Source organism: Streptomyces sp. AK02-01A, assembly GCF_033795305.1.
GTDB lineage: Bacteria > Actinomycetota > Actinomycetes > Streptomycetales > Streptomycetaceae > Streptomyces.
The window spans coordinates 139,591-161,828 of sequence record NZ_JARBAE010000004.1; the positions used below are offsets into that span (position 1 = coordinate 139,591).

The 22,238-nt window shown below is 71.0% G+C and carries 25 protein-coding genes; 13 read left to right on the plus strand and 12 right to left on the minus strand.

Translation table 11 applies throughout. The annotated features are described in order from the left end of the window. Positions 1–7 precede the first annotated feature (7 nt). Positions 8–472 (minus strand): MarR family winged helix-turn-helix transcriptional regulator, encoded by a 465-nt coding sequence (locus PV679_RS06705; RefSeq protein ID WP_319679113.1) that lies wholly within the window; start codon positions 470–472, stop codon positions 8–10. Between the two features lie 170 nt (positions 473–642). On the opposite strand from PV679_RS06705, the gene PV679_RS06710 reads away from it, so the two are divergent. Continuing rightward, complete coding sequence (locus tag PV679_RS06710) at positions 643–1,611, plus strand: alpha/beta hydrolase (protein ID WP_319679114.1); 969 nt, start codon at positions 643–645, stop codon at positions 1,609–1,611. 90 nt (positions 1,612–1,701) lie between these two features. Here PV679_RS06710 and PV679_RS06715 read toward each other — a convergent pair whose 3' ends face one another. Continuing rightward, positions 1,702–2,865 carry a permease gene (locus tag PV679_RS06715; protein WP_319679116.1) on the minus strand — a complete coding sequence of 388 codons (1,164 nt, stop codon included), beginning with the start codon at positions 2,863–2,865 and terminating at the stop codon, positions 1,702–1,704. Between the two features lie 103 nt (positions 2,866–2,968). Here PV679_RS06715 and PV679_RS06720 point away from each other — a divergent pair, with 103 nt between their 5' ends. Beyond that, entirely contained in the window at positions 2,969–4,036 is a 1,068-nt protein-coding gene (locus PV679_RS06720) for a PucR family transcriptional regulator (RefSeq protein WP_319679117.1), read from the plus strand. Between the two features lie 66 nt (positions 4,037–4,102). Here PV679_RS06720 and cynS read toward each other — a convergent pair whose 3' ends face one another. From cynS to PV679_RS06735, 3 genes are all read right to left on the minus strand, one after another. Beyond that, a complete protein-coding gene (gene cynS, locus PV679_RS06725) occupies positions 4,103–4,546 on the minus strand; it encodes a cyanase (RefSeq protein ID WP_319679118.1) in 444 nt (147 codons plus the stop codon). Positions 4,547–4,670: 124 nt separating this feature from the next. Next, entirely contained in the window at positions 4,671–5,459 is a 789-nt protein-coding gene (locus PV679_RS06730) for an SAM-dependent methyltransferase (protein ID WP_319679119.1), read from the minus strand. Positions 5,460–5,922: 463 nt separating this feature from the next. Further along, positions 5,923–6,843, minus strand: a complete 921-nt coding sequence (locus PV679_RS06735; protein WP_319679120.1) for a zinc-binding dehydrogenase — start codon at positions 6,841–6,843, stop codon at positions 5,923–5,925. A gap of 281 nt (positions 6,844–7,124) precedes the next feature. Between PV679_RS06735 and PV679_RS06740 the strand changes: the two genes are divergently transcribed. The 3 genes from PV679_RS06740 to PV679_RS06750 all read left to right on the plus strand — a co-directional run bounded on the left by PV679_RS06740 (position 7,125) and on the right by PV679_RS06750 (position 10,057). Then, positions 7,125–8,000, plus strand: a complete 876-nt coding sequence (locus PV679_RS06740) for a glycosyltransferase family 2 protein (protein ID WP_319679121.1) — start codon at positions 7,125–7,127, stop codon at positions 7,998–8,000. 172 nt (positions 8,001–8,172) lie between these two features. Continuing rightward, positions 8,173–8,916, plus strand: a complete 744-nt coding sequence (locus PV679_RS06745) for an alpha/beta fold hydrolase (RefSeq protein ID WP_319679122.1) — start codon at positions 8,173–8,175, stop codon at positions 8,914–8,916. Positions 8,917–9,079: 163 nt separating this feature from the next. Further along, the gene (locus tag PV679_RS06750; protein WP_319679123.1) at positions 9,080–10,057 is read left to right on the plus strand and encodes an iron-siderophore ABC transporter substrate-binding protein; all 978 of its coding nucleotides are present in this window, start codon (positions 9,080–9,082) and stop codon (positions 10,055–10,057) included. Between the two features lie 44 nt (positions 10,058–10,101). On the opposite strand, the gene PV679_RS06755 is transcribed toward PV679_RS06750, so the two are convergent. The 3 genes from PV679_RS06755 to PV679_RS06765 all read right to left on the minus strand — a co-directional run bounded on the left by PV679_RS06755 (position 10,102) and on the right by PV679_RS06765 (position 14,622). Then, positions 10,102–11,517 (minus strand): lysine N(6)-hydroxylase/L-ornithine N(5)-oxygenase family protein, encoded by a 1,416-nt coding sequence (locus PV679_RS06755; protein WP_319679124.1) that lies wholly within the window; start codon positions 11,515–11,517, stop codon positions 10,102–10,104. 127 nt (positions 11,518–11,644) lie between these two features. Beyond that, positions 11,645–13,207, minus strand: a complete 1,563-nt coding sequence (locus tag PV679_RS06760) for a pyridoxal phosphate-dependent decarboxylase family protein (RefSeq protein WP_319679125.1) — start codon at positions 13,205–13,207, stop codon at positions 11,645–11,647. Then, positions 13,204–14,622 (minus strand): diaminobutyrate--2-oxoglutarate transaminase family protein, encoded by a 1,419-nt coding sequence (locus PV679_RS06765; protein ID WP_319679126.1) that lies wholly within the window; start codon positions 14,620–14,622, stop codon positions 13,204–13,206. Before PV679_RS06765 ends, PV679_RS06760 begins: the two co-directional genes overlap by 4 nt. Positions 14,623–14,714: 92 nt before the next feature. Here PV679_RS06765 and PV679_RS06770 point away from each other — a divergent pair, with 92 nt between their 5' ends. Continuing rightward, positions 14,715–14,975, plus strand: coding sequence for a hypothetical protein (locus tag PV679_RS06770; protein ID WP_319679127.1), 261 nt, complete (start codon positions 14,715–14,717; stop codon positions 14,973–14,975). A gap of 16 nt (positions 14,976–14,991) precedes the next feature. On the opposite strand, the gene PV679_RS06775 is transcribed toward PV679_RS06770, so the two are convergent. Beyond that, positions 14,992–15,204: a hypothetical protein gene (locus tag PV679_RS06775; RefSeq protein WP_319679128.1), complete on the minus strand. Its 213-nt coding sequence runs from the start codon at positions 15,202–15,204 to the stop codon at positions 14,992–14,994. A gap of 96 nt (positions 15,205–15,300) precedes the next feature. Here PV679_RS06775 and PV679_RS06780 point away from each other — a divergent pair, with 96 nt between their 5' ends. The 3 genes from PV679_RS06780 to PV679_RS06790 are packed head-to-tail and all read left to right on the plus strand — an operon-like array spanning position 15,301 to position 16,529. Continuing rightward, positions 15,301–15,834 (plus strand): DUF5994 family protein, encoded by a 534-nt coding sequence (locus PV679_RS06780; protein ID WP_319679129.1) that lies wholly within the window; start codon positions 15,301–15,303, stop codon positions 15,832–15,834. After that, the gene (locus PV679_RS06785) at positions 15,831–16,175 is read left to right on the plus strand and encodes a hypothetical protein (protein WP_319679130.1); all 345 of its coding nucleotides are present in this window, start codon (positions 15,831–15,833) and stop codon (positions 16,173–16,175) included. Before PV679_RS06780 ends, PV679_RS06785 begins: the two co-directional genes overlap by 4 nt. Positions 16,176–16,181: 6 nt before the next feature. Beyond that, positions 16,182–16,529 carry a hypothetical protein gene (locus PV679_RS06790; RefSeq protein WP_319679131.1) on the plus strand — a complete coding sequence of 116 codons (348 nt, stop codon included), beginning with the start codon at positions 16,182–16,184 and terminating at the stop codon, positions 16,527–16,529. A gap of 52 nt (positions 16,530–16,581) precedes the next feature. On the opposite strand, the gene PV679_RS06795 is transcribed toward PV679_RS06790, so the two are convergent. After that, positions 16,582–16,710 carry a DUF6126 family protein gene (locus PV679_RS06795; protein ID WP_319679132.1) on the minus strand — a complete coding sequence of 43 codons (129 nt, stop codon included), beginning with the start codon at positions 16,708–16,710 and terminating at the stop codon, positions 16,582–16,584. 375 nt (positions 16,711–17,085) lie between these two features. Between PV679_RS06795 and PV679_RS06800 the strand changes: the two genes are divergently transcribed. From PV679_RS06800 to PV679_RS06810, 3 genes are read left to right on the plus strand one after another with little or no spacing between them, the layout of a single operon-like run. Beyond that, positions 17,086–18,213 (plus strand): LLM class flavin-dependent oxidoreductase, encoded by a 1,128-nt coding sequence (locus PV679_RS06800; protein WP_319679239.1) that lies wholly within the window; start codon positions 17,086–17,088, stop codon positions 18,211–18,213. 2 nt (positions 18,214–18,215) lie between these two features. After that, positions 18,216–18,854 carry an FMN reductase gene (locus PV679_RS06805; protein WP_319679133.1) on the plus strand — a complete coding sequence of 213 codons (639 nt, stop codon included), beginning with the start codon at positions 18,216–18,218 and terminating at the stop codon, positions 18,852–18,854. Positions 18,855–18,897: 43 nt separating this feature from the next. Further along, positions 18,898–19,338 carry a universal stress protein gene (locus PV679_RS06810; RefSeq protein WP_319679134.1) on the plus strand — a complete coding sequence of 147 codons (441 nt, stop codon included), beginning with the start codon at positions 18,898–18,900 and terminating at the stop codon, positions 19,336–19,338. A gap of 189 nt (positions 19,339–19,527) precedes the next feature. On the opposite strand, the gene PV679_RS06815 is transcribed toward PV679_RS06810, so the two are convergent. Together PV679_RS06815 and PV679_RS06820 are read right to left on the minus strand one after the other, a co-directional pair. Then, positions 19,528–20,640 (minus strand): MerR family transcriptional regulator, encoded by a 1,113-nt coding sequence (locus PV679_RS06815; protein ID WP_319679135.1) that lies wholly within the window; start codon positions 20,638–20,640, stop codon positions 19,528–19,530. A gap of 155 nt (positions 20,641–20,795) precedes the next feature. Beyond that, positions 20,796–21,176 carry a hypothetical protein gene (locus PV679_RS06820; protein ID WP_319679136.1) on the minus strand — a complete coding sequence of 127 codons (381 nt, stop codon included), beginning with the start codon at positions 21,174–21,176 and terminating at the stop codon, positions 20,796–20,798. Between the two features lie 144 nt (positions 21,177–21,320). On the opposite strand from PV679_RS06820, the gene PV679_RS06825 reads away from it, so the two are divergent. Next, complete coding sequence (locus tag PV679_RS06825) at positions 21,321–22,205, plus strand: hypothetical protein (RefSeq protein ID WP_319679137.1); 885 nt, start codon at positions 21,321–21,323, stop codon at positions 22,203–22,205. Positions 22,206–22,238 lie beyond the last annotated feature (33 nt).

A 22,238-nucleotide genomic window follows, 5' to 3' on the forward strand; every position in this document is an offset into this window, starting at 1 on the left:
CGGCTCCTCAGTCCTCCGCCGTGACATTGGCGATCAGCGTCCGCAGGATCGACCTGACCGTGCTGGTCTGCTCCGGACTCAGGCCCATCGCCTCACCCATCGCAGGCGGCACGGCGTCCGCACGCTCGCGCAGCGCCAGCCCTTCCTCGGTGAGGCTCACCAGGACGGAGCGCTCGTCCTCCAGCCGCCGCTCCCGGCGGATCAGTCCGTACGTCTCCAGTCGCTTGAGCAGCGGTGACAGCGTGCCCGAGTCGAGCTGGAGCGCCTCGCCCAGGTCCCGCACCGATGCCGAGTCCCGCTCCCACAGCACCAGCATCACCAGATACTGCGGATAGGTGAGGCCGAGCTCCTGGAGCAGCGGCCGATAGCGGGCGGTCACCGCGCGGGAGGCCGCGTACAGCGCGAAGCAGAGCTGGTCGTCGAGCCGGAGGGTGAAGTCCTGTCGGGACTCGGCTGTTCCTGTGTCGCTCATCGCGCCCACTTTCCATCGCGTCTACGAGGCGTCCATCCATTCTCTCGTGTCAATGACTCTAGCGCTCACCATTCAGTTGCACACAATCAAGTAGCGCCCTACTGTTCTTGCTGTGGGAATCACCCACCGCCGGCTCCGGCCGGCGGCCCCCGCGTATCCGAGGAGACGACATGTCCGAGACACACTCCGACCGCCCTGTACTCGAACCCGCGGCCGCCGCGTTCGCCGAGGCCACCGCGAACCCGCCGTACCTTTTCGACCTCGGTCCCGCCAAGGGACGCGAGACCGTGAACGAGGTCCAGTCGGGTCCGGTCGACGCGCCCGCCGTGACCGACGCGTGGCTGACCGTCCAGGGCGGGCCCACCGGCAGCGTCCGGGTCCGCGTCGTCAGGCCGGCCGGCGCCACCGGCACCCTCCCGGTGATCCTCTACATCCACGGCGCGGGCTGGGTCTTCGGCAACGCCCATACGCATGACCGGCTCGTCCGTGAACTGGCCGTCGGCGCGAACGCCGCCGTCGTCTTCCCGGAGTACGACCTCTCTCCGGAGGCTCGCTATCCGGTGGCCATCGAGCAGAGCTACGCCGTCGCCCGGTGGATCGGCACCGACGGCGCGGCCCAGGGCCTCGACGCCTCGCGCCTCGCCGTCGCCGGTGACTCGGTCGGCGGCAATATGACCGCCGCGCTGACGCTGCTCGCCAAGGAGCGCGGTGATGTCGGCTTCGTCCAGCAGGTGCTCTTCTATCCGGTCACCGACGCGGCGTTCGACACCGCCTCGTACCACCAGTTCGCCGAGGGCTACTTCCTGCGCCGCGACGCCATGCGGTGGTTCTGGGACCAGTACACGACCGACGAGGCCCAGCGCGCCGAGATCACCGCCTCGCCGCTGCGCGCCACCACCGAGCAGCTCACCGGACTGCCGCCGGCGCTGGTCATCACCGGCGAGGCCGACGTCCTGCGCGACGAGGGCGAGGCCTACGCCAACAAGCTCCGCCAGGCCGGAGTGCCCGTGACCGCGGTCCGCTACCAGGGCATCATCCACGACTTCGTCATGCTCAACGCGCTGCGCGAGACCCACGCCGCCGAGGCCGCCATCAGCCAGGCGATCGGCACACTGCGCACGGCCCTCGGCACCGTCTGAGCGGCCGTCGCACCACCGCGGCCCGGACCGTTCCGCGACGGTCCGGGCCGATCCACGCGGGCCGATCCACGCGGGCCGACCGGACAAGCGCTACGCGCCGGCGCGGTCATGACGGTCCTTCGCCTCCGGCGGCGTGTTCATCGCGCGGAGCATCGACAGACCGCCCGTCCGCAGGAAGCGGACCACCAGCACCAGCGTCAGCAGAAAGAACGCGATGTTGAGCCCGGTGGTGTAGTTCCAGGAGACGGACTCCTCCGGCAGCCTGGCGCGGGCCTGGTCCGGGATCAGGCCCAGAGCGCCGAAGAGGAACTCCACCACATAACCGGCCACGGCCATCGACGTGAAGAAGACACCGAGGATGAGTCCGGTCGTCCGGAGTCCGTAGTACTTCCGGTAGATGTTCAGGATGGGCAGGATCAGCAGGTCCGCGTAGAGAAAGGCGATCACACCGCCGAAGCTGATGCCGCCCTTCCACAGGACCACGGCCAGCGGCACATTGCCGATGGAGCAGACGAACGAGGCGATGGCCACGAGCGGTCCGACCAGCGGACCGACCAGCTTCGCGGCCAGCGGATGGTCGTCGAGGAAGAAGGTGGCCCAGAAGGAGTCCGGGACCCAGGCGGCGATCGCGCCGGCGATGAGCAGACCCAGCACCAGGTCCCGCAGGATCGCCGCCCACTCCATGACGAAGACCGTCGCCACCGCGGTGTAACCGTCGCGGGAGAACAGCCGCCGCGCGAAGGATCCCTGGCCGCGTACGGACATGTCCATCGCGGCATGGCCCTCCATGGAGCCGGCGAGACCGCGGCCGGCCTGTTCCCGCGCCTCGGCGAGCAGCCGCTCGCGCAGGAAGATCCGGAACAGCACCGCCATGACCACGATCATGATGGGACCGCCGACGAACTCGGCGGCGGTGAACTGCCAGCCCATCAGCAGCGCCAGGATCACACCGAGTTCCACCACCAGATTGGTCGAGGCGATCTCGAACGCCATGGCCGCGGTGAAGTTCGCTCCTTTACGGAAGAGCGAGCGGGCCAGCGCGACCGCCGCGTACGAACACGACGAGGAGGCCACACCGAGCCCCGCGGCGATCGTGAGCGTACGAGGACGGTCGTCGCCCAGCAGCCGCACCACGGTCGATCTGCGCACCACCGCCTGCACCACCGCCGACAGCGCGAATCCCAGGATCAGCGCCCAGGCGATCTCCCAGGCCATCGACCCGGCAATGGCCAGCGCATGACCGATCGCTTGCATATCCCTGCCTCCTTTGTCCGCCTATTTCGCCATAGCTGTACCTCAGTGCGCGGGACCATGCGTGCGAAAATGCGGCAGAGATCCGGCGAAATTCGGGGGCGGCATGACGGGGAGCGCGCAGCGGCACGGAATACCGGACGAATATCTGGCCGGATACGCCCATATCCTCGAAGCCGTCGGCGCCACCGGCCGCCGGCTCACCCGGGACGAGATCCTGGCCCGCCGGACGCTCGGCGAGCAGGCCGCCGAGGCCGGCCATGGACTGCGCGCGCTGGTCGGCGCGCATCTCGCCGCGGCCCGCGTCCACTGGCCCGCCACGGGCTCGGCCGACAGCGTGCTCGCCGCCGTCGAGCAGTCCGTCGACGCGTTCGCCGAAGGATACGAGCGGGCGCAGCGGCTGGCGGTACGTCAAGAGGCCGCCGCGCGGCGGGAGTTCATCGACGACCTGCTGTACGGACGCAGTGATCTCGGACGGCTGGCGGAGCTGGCCGAGCGGTTCGGACTGCGGCTCGCGCATACGCACGCCGTCGCGGTCGCCGAGGGCACCTCCGCGTATGACGAAGGCGACGCCGTGTCGCGTTCCGTGGAGCAGGCCATGATCAACCGCTTCGGTGATCGCAGCATTCTGCTCACCACCAAGACCGGCCGGCTGGTGTGTGTCGCCACCGGAGACCAGGACGAGGTGCTCGGACACTTCGCCAAGCAGGCGTTCGCGGCCACGGACGGCGGCCGGGTCGCCATCGGCCGCGCACAGCCGGGCGTGGGCGGAGTCGTGCGCTCGTATGAAGAGGCGCTGAATGTGCTCGACCTCGCGGAGCGGCTCGAATTGACCGATCCCGTGCTGCACGCGGCCGAGCTGCTCGTCTATCCGGTCCTGACGCGTGACCGGCAGGCCATGACGGAGCTGGTGCTCAGCTCACTCGGCCCGCTGGAGTCGGCCCGTGGCGGCGCCCAGCCGCTCATCGACACGCTCACCGCGTACTTCGACGCGGGCTGTGTGGCCGCCGAGGCGGCGCGGCGGCTGTCGTTGAGCGTACGGGCCCTGACCTACCGGCTGGAGCGGATCCACAAGCTCACCGGCGCCAATCCGGCCGATCCGCTGCACCGCTACACGCTCCAGACGGCCGTCATCGGCGCCAGGCTGCTGGACTGGCCCGCCGAGCCGTTCTGACGGCGGACCAGGACGGCCCGGTCAGGACGGCCCGGTCAGGACGGCCCGGTCAGGACGGACGGCATCTCACCACTGGTACGGCAGGTACTTCCCGTCGAGCGTGACCACGACCCGGTCACCGTCCGGATCGGGCACGCGCCGCACATCGAGACGGAAGTTGATGGCGCTCATGATGCCGTCGCCGCACTCCTCGTGGATCAGTTCCTTGATGGTCGGCCCGTAGACCTGGACGATCTCGTAGAAGCGGTAGATGGTCGGATCGACCGGGACGACGGAGTCGAGCGCGCCACGGGTGGGCTCCGCCATGAACGCCAGGACGGCGTCCTTGCGCAGATCGAGGAACGACGCGGCGGCGTTCGCCTGCTCCGCGCTCATCGGCTGCTGTCCGAGCAGCGCCGAGGTCGTCCATGCCACGGGCCGGCCGACCGCCTCGGCGATCTGGGCCCAGCTCACGCCCAGCTCCGCTTTGGCATGACGGACGGCCTCGGCCGCCTGCTGTTTGGTGAGCATGGTGACTCTCCTCGCGATGGCATTGAGTACGCCCGTCCGATCTCTGCTGAGGAATATAGGAGAACGGACGTTCTCAGGCAATGACGCCCACGGCCGGCCGAGGCGGTTCGCCAGTGGCCCGCTCTCAGCGCACGCGGCCGGCGCCGACATAGAAGGAGCTGTGCTCGTCGGCCGGCGCCGGAGGCACCTGGTACCACTGCGGCGCGGTGACCAGCCCGGGCGCGACCAGATCAAGGCCGTCGAAGAACCGTCTGACCTCGGCGTGGCCGCGCAGCCGCAGGTTGATGCCGCCCTTCCCGTACGCGCCCGTCACCCGGCCCACCAGATTCTGCGGCTGGAAGTCGGCCGTGCCGTGCGAGAAGAGCAGGACACTGCCGGACGGCAGGGCGTCCACCAGCGTGCGGGTGATGCCGTACGGATCCTCGTCGTCGGGAATGAAGTGCATCAGCGCGATGAGCGACAGCGCGACGGGCCGGCTGAAGTCCAGCACCGTACGGGCGTGCGCGAGTATCTCCTCCGGCGCGCGCACATCTCCCTGGACGTAGTCGGTGGCTCCCTCCGGCGCGCTGATCAGCAGTGCCTCCGCGTGACGCAGCACGATGGGATCGTTGTCGGTGTAGACCACGCGGGACGCCGGAGCGATGCTCTGGACGATCTGATGCAGATTCGGCTCGGTGGGGATGCCCGTGCCGATGTCGAGGAACTGGTCGATACCGCTGCGTGCCACCCAGGCGCAGGCGCGGTGCATAAAGGCGCGGTTGAGCTGGGCGTCACGCTTCGAGACGTCCGGGAGCTGCTTCCCGATCTCCCGGTCGACCGGATAGTTGTCCTTGCCGCCCAGGAGATAGTCGTACACCCGCGCCGGGTGCGGCTTGCTGGTGTCGACCTGGGGCTTGGGAGTGGCTGCGGCCATGCGGAACTCCGTTGAATGTATGGATCTGTGGGGCGTCGCCGTAAGAGACCCGGGGCGCTCAGGCGCGGTTCCTCGCGGAAGAAGCCGGCGAGGGACTTCCCGGTCGGCGGTACGGACTCCACGCGGACGCCGGCGGTGGTCCGGGAGCCTCGCGGACGGCGGACCCGGAACCGGCCGCGCGGAACACGGCGACCGGACCCTCCACACCGTGGCGGCGGCGGTCCGCTCGCGGCCGTACGCGCCGGGGCAGAACGGCGGCGCTCACGCCCATTTCCGAGCACCGCCATACGGGAAGTGTTTCACAGGAGGCGTGAGGTGAACACGGTGCCTCCTGTGACCCGAATCGGCGTCAGCGGCTGCGCCACACAAGGGAGTTGGCGGTACACGGCCACGCATCGGACGCACCGGCGGGCCCCGGAAGCGGCCTGGCTTCCGGAGCCCGCCACAGGACACGGCGCGGCGGTCAGGCGCCTGCGACGTCGAGTACGGCCTTTCCGCGCACGCGGCGGCCGAGCAGCGCCTCCACCGCCTCCGGCGCGCGCTCCAGCGGGCCGCGCCAGCCGATCTGCGGATCCAGCTCGCCGCGCGCCAGCAGACCGACGAGATACGCCAGATCCGCCCCGACCGGAGTCGCCACCGTGAAGACCTCGATCCGCTTCCTCCCGCCCCGGAGCCGCTCCTCCTCGAAGTCGATGACGGTCGGCTGCAAGGACGCCTTGCCGATGGACTGGACCGAGCCGCCGGGCTCGACCAGCGCGAACGCCTCGGCGAGCTGTGTACCGCCCACGTTGTCCAGCACACCGAAGACAGGCGCCGTGACCTTCTCCAGGCCGATGACGACCTCGTCCGCGCCGAGCGCCAGCAGCCCTTCGCCGCGCGCCGGGCTGCCGACCGAGGCCACGACCCGCGCGCCCGCGCGCGCCGCGAGCTGTACCGCGTACCGTCCGACACCGCCCGACGCGCCGGTGATCAGCACCCGGCGGCCCACCACGGGCCCGAGAAGCCGCAGCGCCTGGAGCGCGGTGACACCGGCGACCGGCAGCGCGCTCGCGGCGCCGAGATCCACGGCGTCCGGCACGACGGCCAGTTGCGTGGTGTCGACGGCGCGGAGCGCCGCCCACGCTCCCGACCAGCCGAAGGTCACCACACGCGTGCCCGGCTCCGGCCCCGAGCCGTCGGCCGCGGCCCGCACCACCACACCGGCGGCGTCCCAGCCGGAGACATGGCCGGGTTCGACATGGCCCTTCCGGTAGACGATCTCGCCGAAGTTCAACGAGGCCGCGTGCACCTCGATCAGCGCCTGTGACCGCTCCGGCACCGGATCCGGCGCCTCTCCGTCACGAAGACCACCGGGTGCCTCCGGGTCGTACAGCAGAGCACGCATACGTTCCATCCCTCGTGTCGGCCTGCGCCACGCGGTACCGGTCCGAGCGGCCGCCGTCATCACTGTCGGTCACGGCCCGTGCGGCTTACGTATGGGCGCAACCTCCTCCGCCGCCGGCCTTATTCCGGTGCGCTCCGAGCCGCTCGCCGCACGGACACGGACCCAACTCGCGGCAAGATGAACCCGAGGGGTCGAGAGAGATACCTTCCGGTGACCGACGGATGGCGACGGCCGGATAGCATCGGTCCTCATGCCGTCAACGAGAGCTGGGTGATCTGGACGTGTCCCGACCGCGTGTGGGTGTGGCCGTGCTGACCATGGGAACCCGGCCCGTTGAGCTCCGGGCCCTGCTGGACTCCGTGGCCAAGCAGCGAGAGGCCCCGTCGCGGATCGTCGTGGTCGGCAACGGAGCGCCGCTTCCCGAGCTGCCCGAGGGCGTCATCGGAGTCGAGCTGGAGAAGAATCTCGGTGTCTCCGGCGGCCGCAATGTCGCCATGGAGAAGCTCCGGCAGACCGGTGACGTGGATGTGCTCGTGGATCTGGACGACGACGGGCTGCTGATCGAGGCCGATGTCATCACCCGCGTCGCCGATCTGTACGAGGCCGATCCGCGGCTCGGCATCGTCAGCTTCCGTATCGCCGACGAGACCGGCTTCACCCAGCGGCGGCATGTGCCGCGGCTGCGCGTCGACGATCCGATGCGCGGCGGCGAGGTGACCACCTTCCTCGGCGGCGGACACGCGCTGTCCATGCCGATGCTGGCGGAGACCGGCGGCTGGCCGGACGAGTTCTTCTTCACACACGAGGAGACCGACCTCGCGTGGCGCGCGCTGGACGCCGACTGGAAGATCCAGTACGAGCCCGAGCTGGTGCTCCAGCATCCGCGCACCTCACCGGCCAGGCACGCCGAGTTCTACCGGATGACGGCCCGCAACCGCGTGTGGCTGGCGCGCCGGCATCTGCCCGCGCTCCTCGTGCCGGTCTACCTCGGCACATGGATCCTGCTCACCGTGGCCCGTACGCGCTCGGCGAGCGGACTGCGCGCGTGGTTCGGAGGCTTCTTCGAAGGCGCGCGGACGGCGTGCGGCTCACGCCGTCCGATGCGCTGGCGGACGGTCGGCCGCATGACCGCGCTGGGCCGCCCGCCGGTCATCTGACCGCTCCTGCCACCGCCCGCCGCCCGTCTCCCCGGCCCGGCACAGACCCCGGGCCGCTCACACCGTGTGTCGTTCGCGTCGCTCCACGCACAAAAAAGCGGCTGTTAGCTTGGAGAGAGCGCTTTGTGGTGATTTCTGGAGCGCGACCGCGAGACAGACGAGGAGCGGTTCGATGTCCGAGACCTTTGTGCTGGCCCATGGGGCGTGGCACGGCGGCTGGGCCTGGCAACCGGTGGCGGCGCGGCTGAGGGCGGCCGGACACCGGGTCCTGGCACCGACGAGCCCGGGACTCGGAATCAACGACGATCCGCGCGACATCACCCTGGACGACTGCGTCGACGCTCTCGTCGGCTTCGTCGAACGGCTGGATCTGTCGGACGTGACGCTCGTGGCGCACAGTTGGGGTGGCTGCGTCGTGGGTGACGCGGAGCGGCGGCTCGCCGGAAGACTGAAGCGGGTCGTCTTCTTCAGCGCGTTCGTGCCCCGGGCAGGTGAGTCCGTGCTCGACGCCGTCGGACCCGACCACAGGGCGCTCTTCGAGGAGCTGAGGCGCGCGTCGCGGGACGACACGATCCTCCCGCCCTTCGAGGTCTTCGCGTCCGGCTTCATACAGGACGCCGACGAGGCGACGGCGCGGGCGGTCTACGAGCTGATGCGCCCACAGCCCTACCGGACCGTCGCGGACGGCGCGTCCGCCGACGCGGCTTCCGCGAGTGCCGACGTCCCGAGTGCCTATGTACTGGCCGCGGACGACCGCTCGCTGGCGCCCGGCGAGTACGGATGGGAGCCCCGCTTCCCGGAGCGGCTCGGCGTGCCGGTCATCCGGACTCCGGGCAGCCACGAAGCGCTCTTCACCCGGCCGGAAGAGCTGTCTCGTACGCTGCTCGGTCTCGTCGGCTCTGGCCGACCGAGCTGACCTGGCTGACCTGGCTGACCTGGCCCGCCGTGGACGGTCGGCACCGCGCCTGGCCCATGTGCCGTGGCGCGATGGCGACTTGTGAGCCGGACGCCGCCGAGGTTAGGTTCGCCTTAGTCGCATCCGGGCCAGTCCGGACTGTCGTCAGGGAGGCCTCCTCACCGTGTCCAGAACCCTCGCGCGCCATCTCTCCGTGGCCGCCACCGCCACCGCGTTCGCCGTCACGCTCACCGCGTGCGGCGGTGACGCCGACACTTCGGCGGACCGGACGAGCGGCGCGAGCGCCGCCACGCACACGGTCGCGACGGTCATGGGCGAGGTGAAGGTCGGCGCCGCGCCGAAGCGGGTCGTCGTACTCGACACCGACGCGCTGGACTCGGCCGTGACGCTCGGGATCACACCGGTCGGCGCCACGACCGTGGCCGACAAGGCGCCCTTCTCCACCTATCTGCCCGCCGACAAGCTCAAGGGCATCAAGCCCGTCGGCCTCATCGCCGAGCCCAGCCTCGAAGCGATCGCCGCGCTGAAGCCGGACCTGATCCTCAGCAGCAAGGTCCGCGACGAGAAGAACTACCGTGCGCTGTCGGCGATCGCGCCGACCGTCTTCTCCGGCACCACGGGCCCGAGCTGGCGCGAGAACTTCGAGCTGCACGCCGACGCCCTCGGCAGGAAGAACGAGGCGGCGAAGGCCGTCACCAACTACGAAGCGCACGTCAAGCGGCTGACCGAGGCGCTGGGCGGGGCCGCGGCGGCGAAGAAGACCAAGGTCGGCTTCGTACGGTTCGTCGAGGGCGCCGACACCCGCCTCTATCTGAACGACACCTTCGTCGGCTCCGTCCTCAAGGACCTCCAGGTCGGCCGGCCCGCCAACCAGGACACCACCGGCTTCTCGCTCGACGTCAGTCCGGAGCAGATCGACAAGGCCGACGCCGACGTCATCTTCTACTCCACCTACGGCGACGCGCGGAAGTCCCAGGAGACCGCCACCACGGCCGGTCCGCTGTGGAAGAACCTGGACGCGGTCAAGAAGGGCATGGCCTTCAAGGTCGACGACAACCTGTGGATGCTCGGCATCGGCTACACCGGCGCCGGCGAGATCCTGGACGCGATCGAGAAGAGCTACTCCTCCGCCACGCGGTGACGGCCGCGCGGTGACGGCCACGCGGTGAGGTACGGCGACTCCGGCTACTCCTCGGAGTGCGCGGCGAGGTGTACGGCGGGATCCGTCCCGCCCGGCGCGCCGAAGGTCGTCCAGGCCGCGCGCTCCGGCACCCGCAGCACCGTGCGCCCGGCCACCGCGTTGAGTATCGTCGCCGCGCGCCAGGCGCCGAGCGTCAGATCGGGAGCGCCGACACCGTGCGTGTGCAGTTCGGCGTTCTGTACGTACAGCGCGCCGGTCACCCGTGAGTCGAGCGCGACCCGGTAGTCGCCGTCGATCCGATAGCGGCCCTTGCCGTCCCAGTCGACGAGCTTCGCCAGCGCGCCGAGGAAGGCCGGACGTCCCGCCTCGTATCCGGTGGCCGACACGATCGCCGAGGTGCGTATCTCGAACAGTTCGTCCTGCTCCGTGTGCCGGCAGGTCAGCGCATAGCCCTCGCCGCCGGAGAGCGCCTCGGCTCCGACGACCGCCACGCCCGGATGGAGCGCGGCGCGCGGTGCGGTGCCGCCGATGGTCCGCTCGTACAGCTCGTCGTGGATCTCGGCGAGCGTCTCCTCGCTGATCCCTTTGTAGAGCTGCCACTGCTCGCGTACGAGCCGTTCGCGCCGCTCCTCGGGCAGCGCGCGGAAGTAGCGGATGTAGTCGGGCGTGAAGTGCTCCAGGCCGATCTTGGAGTACTCCATCGGCGCGAACGCGGGCGTACGGGCCAGCCAGCGGACATACGGACCGCCCTCGCCGTCGGCGTCCTGCGAGCGCAGCAGGTCGAGCGCGACCTCGGCTCCCGACTGGCCGGCTCCGATGACGGTGACATCGTCGAGACCGGCCAGCCGTGCCCGGTGGCCGCGGTAGTCCGAGCTGTGCAGGACGCGGCCCGCGTGCGCGGAGGTGAGCAGCGGACGCAGCGGCTCGGGAACGACCGGGAGCGTGCCGACGCCCAGCACGACCCGCCGGGCCAGCACACGTGACACGGCGCCGGCCGCCGAGCGGTGCGTGACGGCGAACGCCTCCGCGCCGTCGTCCCACTCCAGCGCGGTGACACGCGCGTCGAAGCGGCACGACGGCAGCAGTTCGGCGACCCAGCGGCAGTAGTGGTCGTACTCCCGGCGCGGTATGTGGAAGCGCTCCGAGAAGAAGAACGGGAACATCCGGTCGTGCTCCCGGAGATAGTTCAGATACGACCAGCGACTGGTCGGGTCGGCCATGGTCACCAGGTCGGCGAGGAAAGGGACTTGGAGGACCGTTCCTTCCATGAGCAGGCCGGGATGCCAGGAGAAGGCGGGCTTGGCGTCGAGGAAGAGCGCGCGCAGGCCGGGCACACCGTCGCAGAGCGCGGCCAGCGAGAGATTGAACGGGCCGATGCCGACGCCGGCCAGGTCGTAGACGGTGGAGTCCGTGGCGCCGGCCGGTCCGGTGCGTTCGTCGGGCGTGCTGTGCTCGGTCACCGCTGGGCCTCCGCGAGGGGATGGAAGGTCGGGGTACGTCGATGGAGCCGGATCGGGTGGGGAGTCTCCCGGCCGGCGGCCGGGTGTCCGGTTCGCGGCGGGTCCTGGCTGCCGGACGGACGCGGATTCACCGGGCGTCCTCCTCCGCGCGGCCGGCCGCCGCGACCGTGTGCAGCAGACGCTCCACCTCGACGGCCGTGGTGTGCGGATTGAGCAGTGTGAGCTTGAGACGTATCCGTCCTGGACCCTCGCCGGGCAGTTCCGTACGGCCGACGACGGCCCGGCCCTCGCGCAGCAGCCGGCGGCGCAGCGCGGCGTTGATCTCGTCGCTGCGCGTGTCGTCCGCCGGCAGATAGCGGAACAGGAAGGCGGTCAGCACCGGTTCGCCGTGCAGTTCGAGCCGTGGATGGTCCTGTACGGTCCGCGCTCCCGACACCGCCAGCTCGTGGCAGGCGTCGACGAGCCGGCCGAGGCCCTCCCGGCCGAGCGTCCGCAGCGTGACCGCGATCTTGAAGGCGTCGGCGCGGCGCGTCGTCCGCAGCGACAGACCGAGCAGGCTGGGATAGCCGGCCTCCTCGTCGTCCGGCGGATTCAGATAGGCCGCGCGCCGGGTGAGCGAGGCGTAGGTCTCGGACCGGCGCACCAGGAAGATCCCGGCGGCCGCCGGCTGCCAGCCGAGCTTGTGAAAGTCGAGCGAGACGGAGTCGGCGAGTCCGAGGCCGTCCAGGAGCGGCGCGAGACGGTCGGACAGCAGCGCGCCGCCGCCGTAGGCGGCGTCCACATGCAGCCAGGCGCCGTAGTCGGCGGCGAGCGCCGCGCAGTCGCGGAGCGGGTCGATCGCGCCGGTGTCGGTGGTACCGGCGGTGGCGACGACGGCGACCGGCAGCTCGCCGCGCCCGGCGCAGCCGTCCAGCGCGGCGGCCAGCGCCTCGGTGTCCATGCGGAGTTCACGGTCGACCCGCACCGGCAGCACCGCGTCCTCGCCGAGCCCGAGAAGAGCGGCGGCGCGCTGTACGGAGAAGTGCGCGGCGGCGGAGACAAGGACGCGCGGCCGGCGGCCGGGCCCGGCGTCCGGCAGCCCTGTCAGCTCGATCCGCCGGCCGGCCGCCGCGCCGAGGATCCGGTCTCTCGCCAGCATCAGACCCATCAGATTGGACTCCGTACCGCCGGAGGTGAGCACTCCGGCCGCGCGTCCGGGATCGTAGCCGACGAGCGCGGCCAGCTCCTGGAGCAGCAGGGTCTCCAGTGCGGTGGCGGCGGGAGCCTGGTCCCAGGAGTCCTGGGACGGATTGAGCGCGGAGACCGCGAGATCCGCGGCGACGGCGACGGCCAGCGGCGGACAGTGCAGATGGGCCGCGCAGGACGCCTCGGCCGGGTCGGCGCTGCCATGGGCGAGCAGCTCGGTGAGCCGCTCCAGCGCGGACGCGCCCGGATCGGCGCCCGCCCCGGCGAACTCTGCCGCGACCGCCGCCGCGATCTCTTCCGGCTGCCCGGCGGCGATGGGCCCGCCGCGCCGCCGGGCGCCTTCGGCGAGTGCGTCCAGCACGGTGCTGAGGAGAGGCTCCAGGCTCCGCGGCCCGCCGGTCCCGCCCGACAGCGCGGCGGCCCGCGCACCGGCGACCGGCCCCGGCCCGGCCGTGGTTGTGTCCTGCCGTATCTCGTCCACCGCCGCGACCAGCTCCTCCGTCATACGTTTCGTCCGGCCTTCGACGCCTCGGTGATGGCGTCCGCCAGCCGGTCCAGCACCGCCTCCGCCTGTTCGTCCGTGATGGTCAGCGGCGGAAGGAGGCGGAGCGTGGCGTCGAAACGGCCGCCGAGTTCGACGATCAGACCACGGTCGAGAGCGGCCGAGCGGACCCGGTCCGCCAGCTCCGGAGCGACCGGGCGCGCGCCGCAGGAGTCCACCGGGCCCTCGGCGTCGACCAGTTCGACACCGATCATCAGGCCGCGGCCACGGACATCGCCGATCACCGGCAGCTCCCGGCGCAGCGCCTCCAGACGCGCCGTCATCCGCGCGCCGACCTCCGCCGCGCGCCCGGCCAGACCCTCGCGGGCCACATGTCGCAGCGTCGCCGCGCCGGTGGCCATCGCCAGCGTGTTGCCGCGGAACGTGCCCGTATGGGCACCGGGCAGCCAGCCGTCGTAGTCCTGGTCGTACACGATCACCGCCAGCGGCAGGCTCCCGCCGATCGCCTTCGACATCACCATCGCGTCCGGCACGATCCCGCTGTGCTCGACCGCCCAGAACGCACCGGTGCGCCCGACACCCGTCTGCACCTCGTCGACGATCAGCGGGATGTCCCGCTCGCTCGTGATCCGCCGCATCTCGCGCAGCCAGCCGTCCGGCGCCGGGACCGCGCCGCCCTCGCCCTGCACCGCTTCGAGGATCATCGCGGCGGGCCGCACGACACCGCCCGACGGATCGTCGAGCAGCCGCTCGGTATAGGTGGCGGACAGCTCGGCGCCACGCTCGCCGCCGACGCCGAACGGGCAGCGGTACGGATACGGATACGGCAGCCGCGTCACCTCGGACGCGCCGTCGGCGACCGGCTCCTTCACCGCGACGTTGCCGGTGGCGGCCAGCGCTCCGGCGGTCATGCCGTGGTACGCGCCGGTGAACGCGAGCGTGCCGCGCCGTCCGGTCGCGGTCCGCATCAGCTTGAGCGCGGCCTCGACGGCGTCGGTGCCGGCGGGACCGCAGAAGTGGATCCTGGCGCGGTCGGCGAAGGCCGTCGGCAGCGTGGCGAAGAGCGCGTCGGTGAAGTCGTCCTTCTCCGGCGTCGCCAGGTCGAGCACATGCAGCGGCGCACCGCTGTCCATCGTGCGGCGGACGGCCTCCAGCACGACGGGATGGTTGTGGCCGAGAGCGAGCGTCCCCGCGCCGGAGAGGCAGTCGAGATAGCGGCGGCCGTCGGATCCCTCGATCGTCATGCCTTTGGCGCGGACCGGGACGATCGGGAACGAACGGGCGTAGGTGCGTGCCGAGGACTCCCTGGCGCGCTGCCGCCGCAGGATGGCGTCCGCCGTGGCGGAGGTGCGCGGGAGGGCGTCGGCCGGATCGGCGGTCCGCCCGTTCGCGGGCAGGGCGACGGAGGGCACGGTCATGGAACGGCTCCGGAGTATGAGAGAGGGAGGCTCAGAGCGGCAGGCGCTCGGCGACGCGGTGGCCGAGGAAGGAGCGCGGCGACGTCCCGGCCGTGGGAGACCGCGCCGGTGACCGGGATCCGGCCGGATTCAGCCGGAGCGTGACCTGTGCGGTGGCGGCCTCGGCGACGGCGATCCGGCCGGCGCGGTCGATGTGCGGAGCGAGCGCCTCGACGACTCCGGAAACGCGCGCGCGTCAGACGGATCTGCGCGGACGCGCCGGAAAGGCGGTCACGGTCGCCGTCGCGGCGTTCGGTGTCGCATGGACCCCCAGAGGGATGGAACGGCCGAAACTCGACATATCCGGCCAGTGACTTAGGCGAGCCTAACCTAATGGTTCGTCGGGAGGATGCCAACCTGGTCGAACACGGACAGATCATTTCCGGACAGCGCCCAGCTTCCGGCGGAGTACGGCGCGGCCGTGGCCGTACGCGATGAGCCCGGAGCGAGCTCGCGGAACCGGCGGAGGACAGGCGCGGCGGCCTCGGAGGCGCGGCCGGACACCAGGGCCCGTGCGGCGAAGCGGGAGTACGCTGAGAACACCGAGGGCATTTCGCACACCCGCTTCCACGCCGGTGTCGTTCCCGGCTTCTCACGACACCCGGGTGGTCATCGCGCTCCCGGAGGCGGGTCAGTCTTATGACGGCCGATCTTGATTTCCCCACCCCCAGCACCCCGGACGCGGACACGGTCTCCGAACAGCCCGGGGAGGACGCGCTGGCCAGACTGTTTCTCGCGCCGGGCGGTCACAGCACGGGTGCGCTCGACGGAGCCTGGTGGCCGCGCTCCCGTGACCTGGCGCGGGAACTCCCGGCGCTCGCGGTGGCCATGGACGGGCCGTGGGGCCGGATCACGCGTGTCCTGGTGAATCCGACGCACTGGCCGGTCGTCCCGCGCACGATCCAACTGCCGGAGCGGGCCCTGCACATCGGCTGGTTCGCGGCCGAACAGGACCCGGACATGATCATCCTGCGCTCCTACTCGGTGGGCCGCTGGGACCTGCTGGTGATTCCGCCGGAGACGTCGGCGACGGCGGCGGCCCGGCTGATGACGGCCGCCGCCGCCCCGGACAACCGGCTGACCGCGAGCGCGCTGCTGGCACGGGAGACACCGGCGGAGGACGCCGACAAGCCGATCAGGACGGAGCAGAAGGAGGAGGCGAGGGCCTCATGACCGGTTGGATCAGTGTGGTGGTGATCCTGGGCATGATCGCGGTGGGTGTCATCTTGATCCATGTGATCAACGGGCAGCACCGGCGGCGCATGGCCACCTATACATACGGCCGGGCCCTGTGGGACCCGCGGAACCGGCTGGCCCCGGGCGGCGGATATCAGGACACCGGCGAGCCACACGATCACCGGACCTGGGGCCGTGGCCACTTCCGCCAGCACCAGCGGATCCGTGGCCGGGGCCGGGGCCACGGAGAACGTCCGGCCGGAGCCGCGACACCCGCGGACACGGGGTCGACGCGCACGGATCCCGGCGCCGGGACCGGCGCGCGGCGGGTGGGGTGATCGCTGATGACGCGCTACGCCGGATGTCCGGACCCGCCGGTGAGCGGCGACCTGATGAACGGCGCCAGGCCCAGATCCCGCCGTCGGCCGCAGGCCGGCCTGCCGGCCCGGAATCTGCCGGCGCCCGGTCTCGCGGAGGTACGTGTCATCGCGGAGTCACCGGAGACGGCGCAGCTCATCGCGGATGTCCTGCGCACCGTCTTCGCCGCCAGCGAGCCGCGCACCTATCCCGCCGACCCGGTGCGTGGCGGCACCCGACTGCATCTCACCGTGGACACCGACTGCGCGGCCGACCTGCCCGCTCACCACTGTCCGCGCCGGATCTCGGCCGAGCCGCACGACGACGAGATCTGATCTCACCGCCGGAGCGAGGCCCTTTCCACGCGTGCCCGTCGGCACGGCGTGGTCATTTCTGTGCGTGCTCGCCCACATAGAAGAGCAGCCAGATGAATCCGGCGAAGATATGGGTCGCGAAGATATAGACGAAGACCCGGAGGGCGACTCCGCGCTCCTTCCAGCTCTCGCTCTCACTCACCAGGAGCCTCCACTCGGGCCGGCGCGGGTCCGGCAGGCGTCCGGACGGCTTCGCCCAGCGTACGGGGACGGCTCCGCCGCCCGTTGTCCACCGGCCGCACGAAGGCGCGCGGGCCATACGAAGGCGCGCGCGAGGTCCCTGACACGCCTTGGTCCACCAGGCCCTCGACCGGAACCGCGAGTCCCGGTCGAGGGTCTTCGCCTGTGCGGCTTCCGTCACCGCCGGGCGGCGTTCCGTGACGGCCGGCCCGCTCCGGGACATCTGTGCGCTCACCGCACAGTGGCTGCTCACGCTGGGGACAGCGCTGGAATAGAGACTGAGGGATGGTCGTTACAGTGGCCAGTTGAAACTTCAACCATTGGAGAGGTGAGCGCGATGCAGTTCGGGATCTTCACAGTCGGCGACGTAACGACCGACCCGACCACCGGACGTACGCCGACCGAGCACGAGCGGATCAAGGCGATGGTGGCGATCGCGCAGAAGGCCGAAGAGGTCGGACTGGATGTCTTCGCCACAGGCGAGCACCACAACCCGCCCTTCGTCCCTTCCTCGCCGACCACGATGCTCGGCTATATCGCGGCGACCACCGAGCGGCTGATCCTCTCCACCTCGACCACGCTGATCACCACCAACGACCCGGTGAAGATCGCGGAGGACTACGCGATGCTCCAGCATCTCGCCAACGGTCGCGTCGACCTGATGATGGGCCGTGGCAACACCGGACCGGTCTATCCGTGGTTCGGCGAGGACATCCGCCAGGGCATCCCGCTCGCCATCGAGAAGTACGCGCTGCTGCGCAAGCTCTGGAGCGAGGACGTCGTCGACTGGGAAGGCAAGTTCCGTACGCCGCTCCAGGGCTTCACCTCCACGCCCCGGCCGCTCGACGGCACTCCGCCGTTCGTCTGGCACGGCTCGATCCGCTCTCCCGAGATCGCCGAGCAGGCCGCGTACTACGGCGACGGCTTCTTCGCCAACAACATCTTCTGGCCCAAGCAGCACTTCCAGAAGCTGATCCGCCTCTACCGCCAGCGGTACGCGCACTACGGACACGGCACACCGGAGCAGGCGATCGTCGGTCTCGGCGGCCAGGCGTTCATCCGGAAGAACTCGCAGGACGCCGTACGGGAGTTCCGTCCGTACTTCGACAACGCGCCGGTGTACGGGCACGGGCCCTCGCTGGAGGAGTTCACCGACCAGACCCCGCTGGTCGTCGGCAGCCCGCAGCAGGTCATCGACAAGACCATGGAGTTCAGGGAGGCATTCGGTGACTACCAGCGCCAGCTCTTCCTGATGGACCACGCCGGACTGCCGCTGAAGACGGTCCTGGAGCAGCTCGACCTGCTCGGTGAGGAGGTCGTACCGGTGCTGCGCAAGGAGTTCGCGGCCGGCCGGCCGACCGACGTCCCGGACGCTCCGCTCCACCCGGCCGTCGCGGCCACCGGCGGCACGGCCACGGCCGATTCCGCCACGACCGGCGACAGCACGGAACCGAAGGAGGTCTGACCATGGAGCCGTTGAAGCTCGTCGCCGTCTCGGCGGGACTGAGCAAGCCGTCCTCGACGCGTCTGCTGGCGGACCGGCTCACGGAGGCGACCGCCCGTGAACTGACCGCCGGCGAACGCCCGGTGGAGATCAGAGTCGTCGAACTGCGCGATCTGGCGGTCGACATCGCCAACAATCTGGTCGCCGGCTTCCCGTCGCCCGCGCTGCGCGAGACGCGGGAGGCGGTGACCGGCGCGGACGGTCTGATCGTCGTGACACCGGTCTTCGCGGCCTCCTACAGCGGACTGTTCAAGTCGTTCTTCGACCTGATCGAACCGGACGAGCTCAGCGGCATGCCCGTACTGCTCGGCGCGACCGGTGGCACCTCACGCCACTCGCTCGTCCTGGAGCACGCGCTGCGGCCTCTCTTCTCCTATCTGCACACACTGATCCTGCCGACCGCGGTCTTCGCCGCCACCGACGACTGGGGCGCGGGCGCGGACAACTACGCCGGCGGACTGGCCGCGCGGATCGACCGCGCCGGCGGAGAGTTCGCCCGGCTGCTGGCCGGACGCAACCCGATGGCCACCGCTAAGGGACCGAACTCGGCGGAGATGGACGAAGTGGTGCCCTTCGAGCAGCTTCTCGGGGACCTCGCGTAGGTTTGCTCGGAGGTATAAAAGATGATCGATCGGTTGGAGCGTCATGAGTAACAAGATCGTGGTCGGTGTCGACGGCTCGGAGCCTTCGCTGAAGGCCCTGCGCTGGGCCGTACAGCAGGCGAAGCTCACCGGAGACCAGCTCACGGCCGTCATCGGCTGGGAGTACCCGACGGTGGGCTGGGCGGGAATGACGCCGGGCGTGCCGGCGGAGTTCGACCCGGAGCAGCTCGCGCGGCAGATCCTGGACGAGGCCCTCGACAAGAACCTGGCTCCGGACGTCGCGGCGTCGGTGGAGCGCCTGGTCCTCTCGGGTCACGCCGCCCAGGTGCTGACGGAGCGCTCCGAGGGCGCCGCTCTGCTGGTGGTCGGTGACCGCGGCCACAGCGGCTTCGCCGCGGCGCTGCTGGGCTCCGTGAGCCTGCATGTCACCCAGCACGCGAAGTGCCCGGTGGTCGTCGTCCGCGGCGAGGTCACCGAGGCCTGACAGCGGCCGGGACGGTGGGCCCCGGCCCACCGCCGGGCCCGCCCGTCACGCCACCGGCCGACCACCATCGCGTGACGGCCGGCCGTGGCGGACGGCCTGCGCGGGATCAGCCGCCGGCCGTCCGCCTCCTCGATGAGCCGCCGTGCCCGGGCCCGATGGAGCGTCGGCGTGACGCCGCGCCGGACGCCGTCACAGCGCCACCACGTCGGCCACGACACAGGCGATATTGTCCGGCCCGCCCGCGCGCCGGGCCAGCTCGACCAGCTCGCGGACCGCCGGCTCCGGCCCGTCGGCCGTGACGACGGCTTCCCGGACCGCCTCCGCCGACACCGCCGTGAACAGTCCGTCCGAGCACAGCAGATAGCGGTCGTCGGCCTGCGCGTCATGCAGCCGCAGATCGGGCCGGGCCGCGCCGTCGCTCCCGTCCAGCGCCCTGAGCAGCAGCGCCCGCTGCGGATGCGAGAGCGCCTCCTCTTCGCTCAGAGTGCCTTCGTCGATCATCGACCGCACCACCGAGTGGTCGTGCGTGATCTGGAAGAACTCGCCGTCGCGCGAGAGATAGGCGCGGGTGTCGCCGATATGGACCAATGCCAGCCGTGAGCCGGTCCACATCATGGCAGTAAGGGTCGTACCGGAACCGGCCAGAGCGTTGACCGTCCGGTTCGCTCCTTCCACCGACTCCGCGAGAGCGTTGAGCAGTTCACCGCTCGGCAGCGAGCCCGCTCCCGAGTCCGCGAGCGACCTCAGCGCCTCAATCGCCGCCGCACTGGCGGGCGCACCGTCACCGCCGAAGCCGTCCGCGACGGCGAGCAGCCGTGGACCGGCGTACGCCGCGTCCTGGTTGATCTCCCTGACCAGGCCAGGGTCCGACCGGGCCGCGTAACGGATCGCGAGAGGCGGGACCGGAGACGCGGTGTGCGGAGTGTTCGGACCGGATGACATGACGACGTCCTTTCCTGCCGGATCTCCCGACAAGTGGTCGACGAGGAAGGTCGCCAGGTCCCGGCGGACGGCCGTCTCGGCCTCCACTCGCGCCCAGTACGCCCGGATGTCCCGGCCGGCCGCGGCCGCGTCCGTCTCGTGGAGATCGCACACGTCCCGGATACGGGCCAGCGGCATCCCGATCCGGCGCAGCCAGGCCACCAGCCGGGCCCGCTCAAGCTGTGTCTCGTCGTAGTACCGGTATCCGGTGTACGTGTCGACACGAGCCGGCCGCAGCAGTCCCAGTTCGTCGTAGCGGCGCAGCGCCTTCGCGGACAGCCTGGACGCACGGGCGAAGGCACCGATCGTCAGCGAACCCATGCTTCCCCTCCTCATGCCGGGCGCCTCGCCCGGCCCCACTGATGCTGGGGCTTCCCGGGGGAGGAAGGTCAAGCACAGCACGGCCGGTGACTCCACGTGGTGAGAGTCACCGGCCGCGAACGGCCGTCGGACGCGCCGACCGGACAGAGGCCCGCTCAGGGCTCTCTGGTGTGGAAGAAGTAGAAGGCGACGATGACGGTGGAGACGCCGAGCGCCAGCCCGATCGCCGAGGACAGCATGACGCTGTGTCCGGTGAGGCTGTAGAGAAAGCCCATGGCTCCGCCGACCAGCGTCCCGTACGCCGCGGCCCGCAGCTCGCGCGAGATTACGTCCCTGATCCGGTCGAGCGTGAAGACCAGCACGGCCACGGCGGCGCCGGAGATCAGCGCGAGCGCGAGCTGCCCGTAGGTGGCGGCTCCGCCGCCGCGCGCGATGAACTGCGCGTAGACGCCGTAGATGACTCCGAGCAGGATCGGCAGCGCCAGTGGGCGCGGAGAGACGCGGTGCCGGGCCCGCGTCGGCGCGTGAATGGCCATCGCCGGGAACTCCTTCCCTCGCATCCCCGTCCTCCCAGGGCACACCCGCCCGTCGTGCCCGGCAACCGGGCGAGGTCCGCGTGGACTCATCAGGTCGGCGGCGCACCGCTCGCGCCCGCCGTCCGCTCCGCGTTCGCTGGAGGAGTGCGGACCTACCTGTCCACGGCGTTGATCGTCTTGCTGGCGGTCCTCACCCCACTGAGCGCGATCGCGGCGTGGGCCGATCTGGAGATCGGCGACACCGACCGGTTCGTCTCCACCATGGCCCCGCTCGCCTCCGATCCCGCCGTGCAGAACGCCGTCGCGGAACGGATCACCGACGGTGTGATGCCGCGGATCCATGTGGGCCAGCTCCAGGACGAGGTCCGCGCCCTGTTGTTGGAGGCCGTGCGGTCGTTCGCCACCACCGATGCCTTCAAGTCCGCCTGGATGACCGCCAGCCGCGCCGCCCACGACGCGGCGCAACAGGTCCTGACCAGCGGCGGCGGCAATACCGTGACCATCGATCTGGCTCCCGTCGCGGAGCGGGTGAAGATGCAGCTCGTCACGGACCGGGTGCCGTTCGCCAACCGGATTCCCGTACGGCACGACGACATCACCGTGCTCAGAGCCAATGGGCTCGGCGTCTGGCGCGATGTCGTCCAGGGGCTTCTGGAGGCCGGCGTCTGGCCGGCCGTCGGGACGGTCGGCGTCATGGCGCTGGCCGTCCTGCTGGCCGTCCGCCGCCGCTACGCGCTGATCGGCGTCGGGCTCTCGGCCGCGGTCGGCGCGGTGGTGCTGGCCGTCGCCGTCGCGATGGCGCGCGGGACCATCCTGGGCAATCTGCCGAACGACAGCGACCGTTCCGCGGCCCGCGCGATCTACGACGTGCTGACCGGTTCGCTCCGTACGACGTCCTGGTCCGTGCTGGCCGCGGGCCTCGTCCTGGCCGCCGGCGCCTGGTTCGGTGACCGGCGGAGGCGTCCGCCACAGGCTCCTCCGGCGCGCGCCCGGGAGCCGGCGGGGTCACGGCTGCCGGGCCTCTCCTGACCGTCCGACGTCCAGGACCCGGCCGCCCGAATA

Excerpts from the sequence above, each read along its gene's own strand:
- PV679_RS06765 (WP_319679126.1), bottom strand. The coding sequence starts at position 14,622 with ATGACCGTGCCCTCCGTCGCCCTGCCCGCGAACGGGCGGACCGCCGAT.
- PV679_RS06820 (WP_319679136.1), bottom strand. The coding sequence starts at position 21,176 with ATGGCCATTCACGCGCCGACGCGGGCCCGGCACCGCGTCTCTCCGCGC.
- PV679_RS06735 (WP_319679120.1), bottom strand. The coding sequence starts at position 6,843 with ATGCGTGCTCTGCTGTACGACCCGGAGGCACCCGGTGGTCTTCGTGAC.
- PV679_RS06780 (WP_319679129.1), top strand. The coding sequence starts at position 15,301 with ATGACGGCCGATCTTGATTTCCCCACCCCCAGCACCCCGGACGCGGAC.
- PV679_RS06705 (WP_319679113.1), bottom strand. The coding sequence starts at position 472 with ATGAGCGACACAGGAACAGCCGAGTCCCGACAGGACTTCACCCTCCGG.
- PV679_RS06760 (WP_319679125.1), bottom strand. The coding sequence starts at position 13,207 with ATGACGGAGGAGCTGGTCGCGGCGGTGGACGAGATACGGCAGGACACA.
- PV679_RS06810 (WP_319679134.1), top strand. The coding sequence starts at position 18,898 with ATGAGTAACAAGATCGTGGTCGGTGTCGACGGCTCGGAGCCTTCGCTG.
- cynS (WP_319679118.1), bottom strand. The coding sequence starts at position 4,546 with ATGCTCACCAAACAGCAGGCGGCCGAGGCCGTCCGTCATGCCAAAGCG.
- PV679_RS06800 (WP_319679239.1), top strand. The coding sequence starts at position 17,086 with ATGCAGTTCGGGATCTTCACAGTCGGCGACGTAACGACCGACCCGACC.
- PV679_RS06720 (WP_319679117.1), top strand. The coding sequence starts at position 2,969 with ATGACGGGGAGCGCGCAGCGGCACGGAATACCGGACGAATATCTGGCC.
- PV679_RS06710 (WP_319679114.1), top strand. The coding sequence starts at position 643 with ATGTCCGAGACACACTCCGACCGCCCTGTACTCGAACCCGCGGCCGCC.
- PV679_RS06785 (WP_319679130.1), top strand. The coding sequence starts at position 15,831 with ATGACCGGTTGGATCAGTGTGGTGGTGATCCTGGGCATGATCGCGGTG.
- PV679_RS06815 (WP_319679135.1), bottom strand. The coding sequence starts at position 20,640 with ATGGGTTCGCTGACGATCGGTGCCTTCGCCCGTGCGTCCAGGCTGTCC.
- PV679_RS06790 (WP_319679131.1), top strand. The coding sequence starts at position 16,182 with ATGACGCGCTACGCCGGATGTCCGGACCCGCCGGTGAGCGGCGACCTG.
- PV679_RS06715 (WP_319679116.1), bottom strand. The coding sequence starts at position 2,865 with ATGCAAGCGATCGGTCATGCGCTGGCCATTGCCGGGTCGATGGCCTGG.
- PV679_RS06745 (WP_319679122.1), top strand. The coding sequence starts at position 8,173 with ATGTCCGAGACCTTTGTGCTGGCCCATGGGGCGTGGCACGGCGGCTGG.
- PV679_RS06805 (WP_319679133.1), top strand. The coding sequence starts at position 18,216 with ATGGAGCCGTTGAAGCTCGTCGCCGTCTCGGCGGGACTGAGCAAGCCG.
- PV679_RS06730 (WP_319679119.1), bottom strand. The coding sequence starts at position 5,459 with ATGGCCGCAGCCACTCCCAAGCCCCAGGTCGACACCAGCAAGCCGCAC.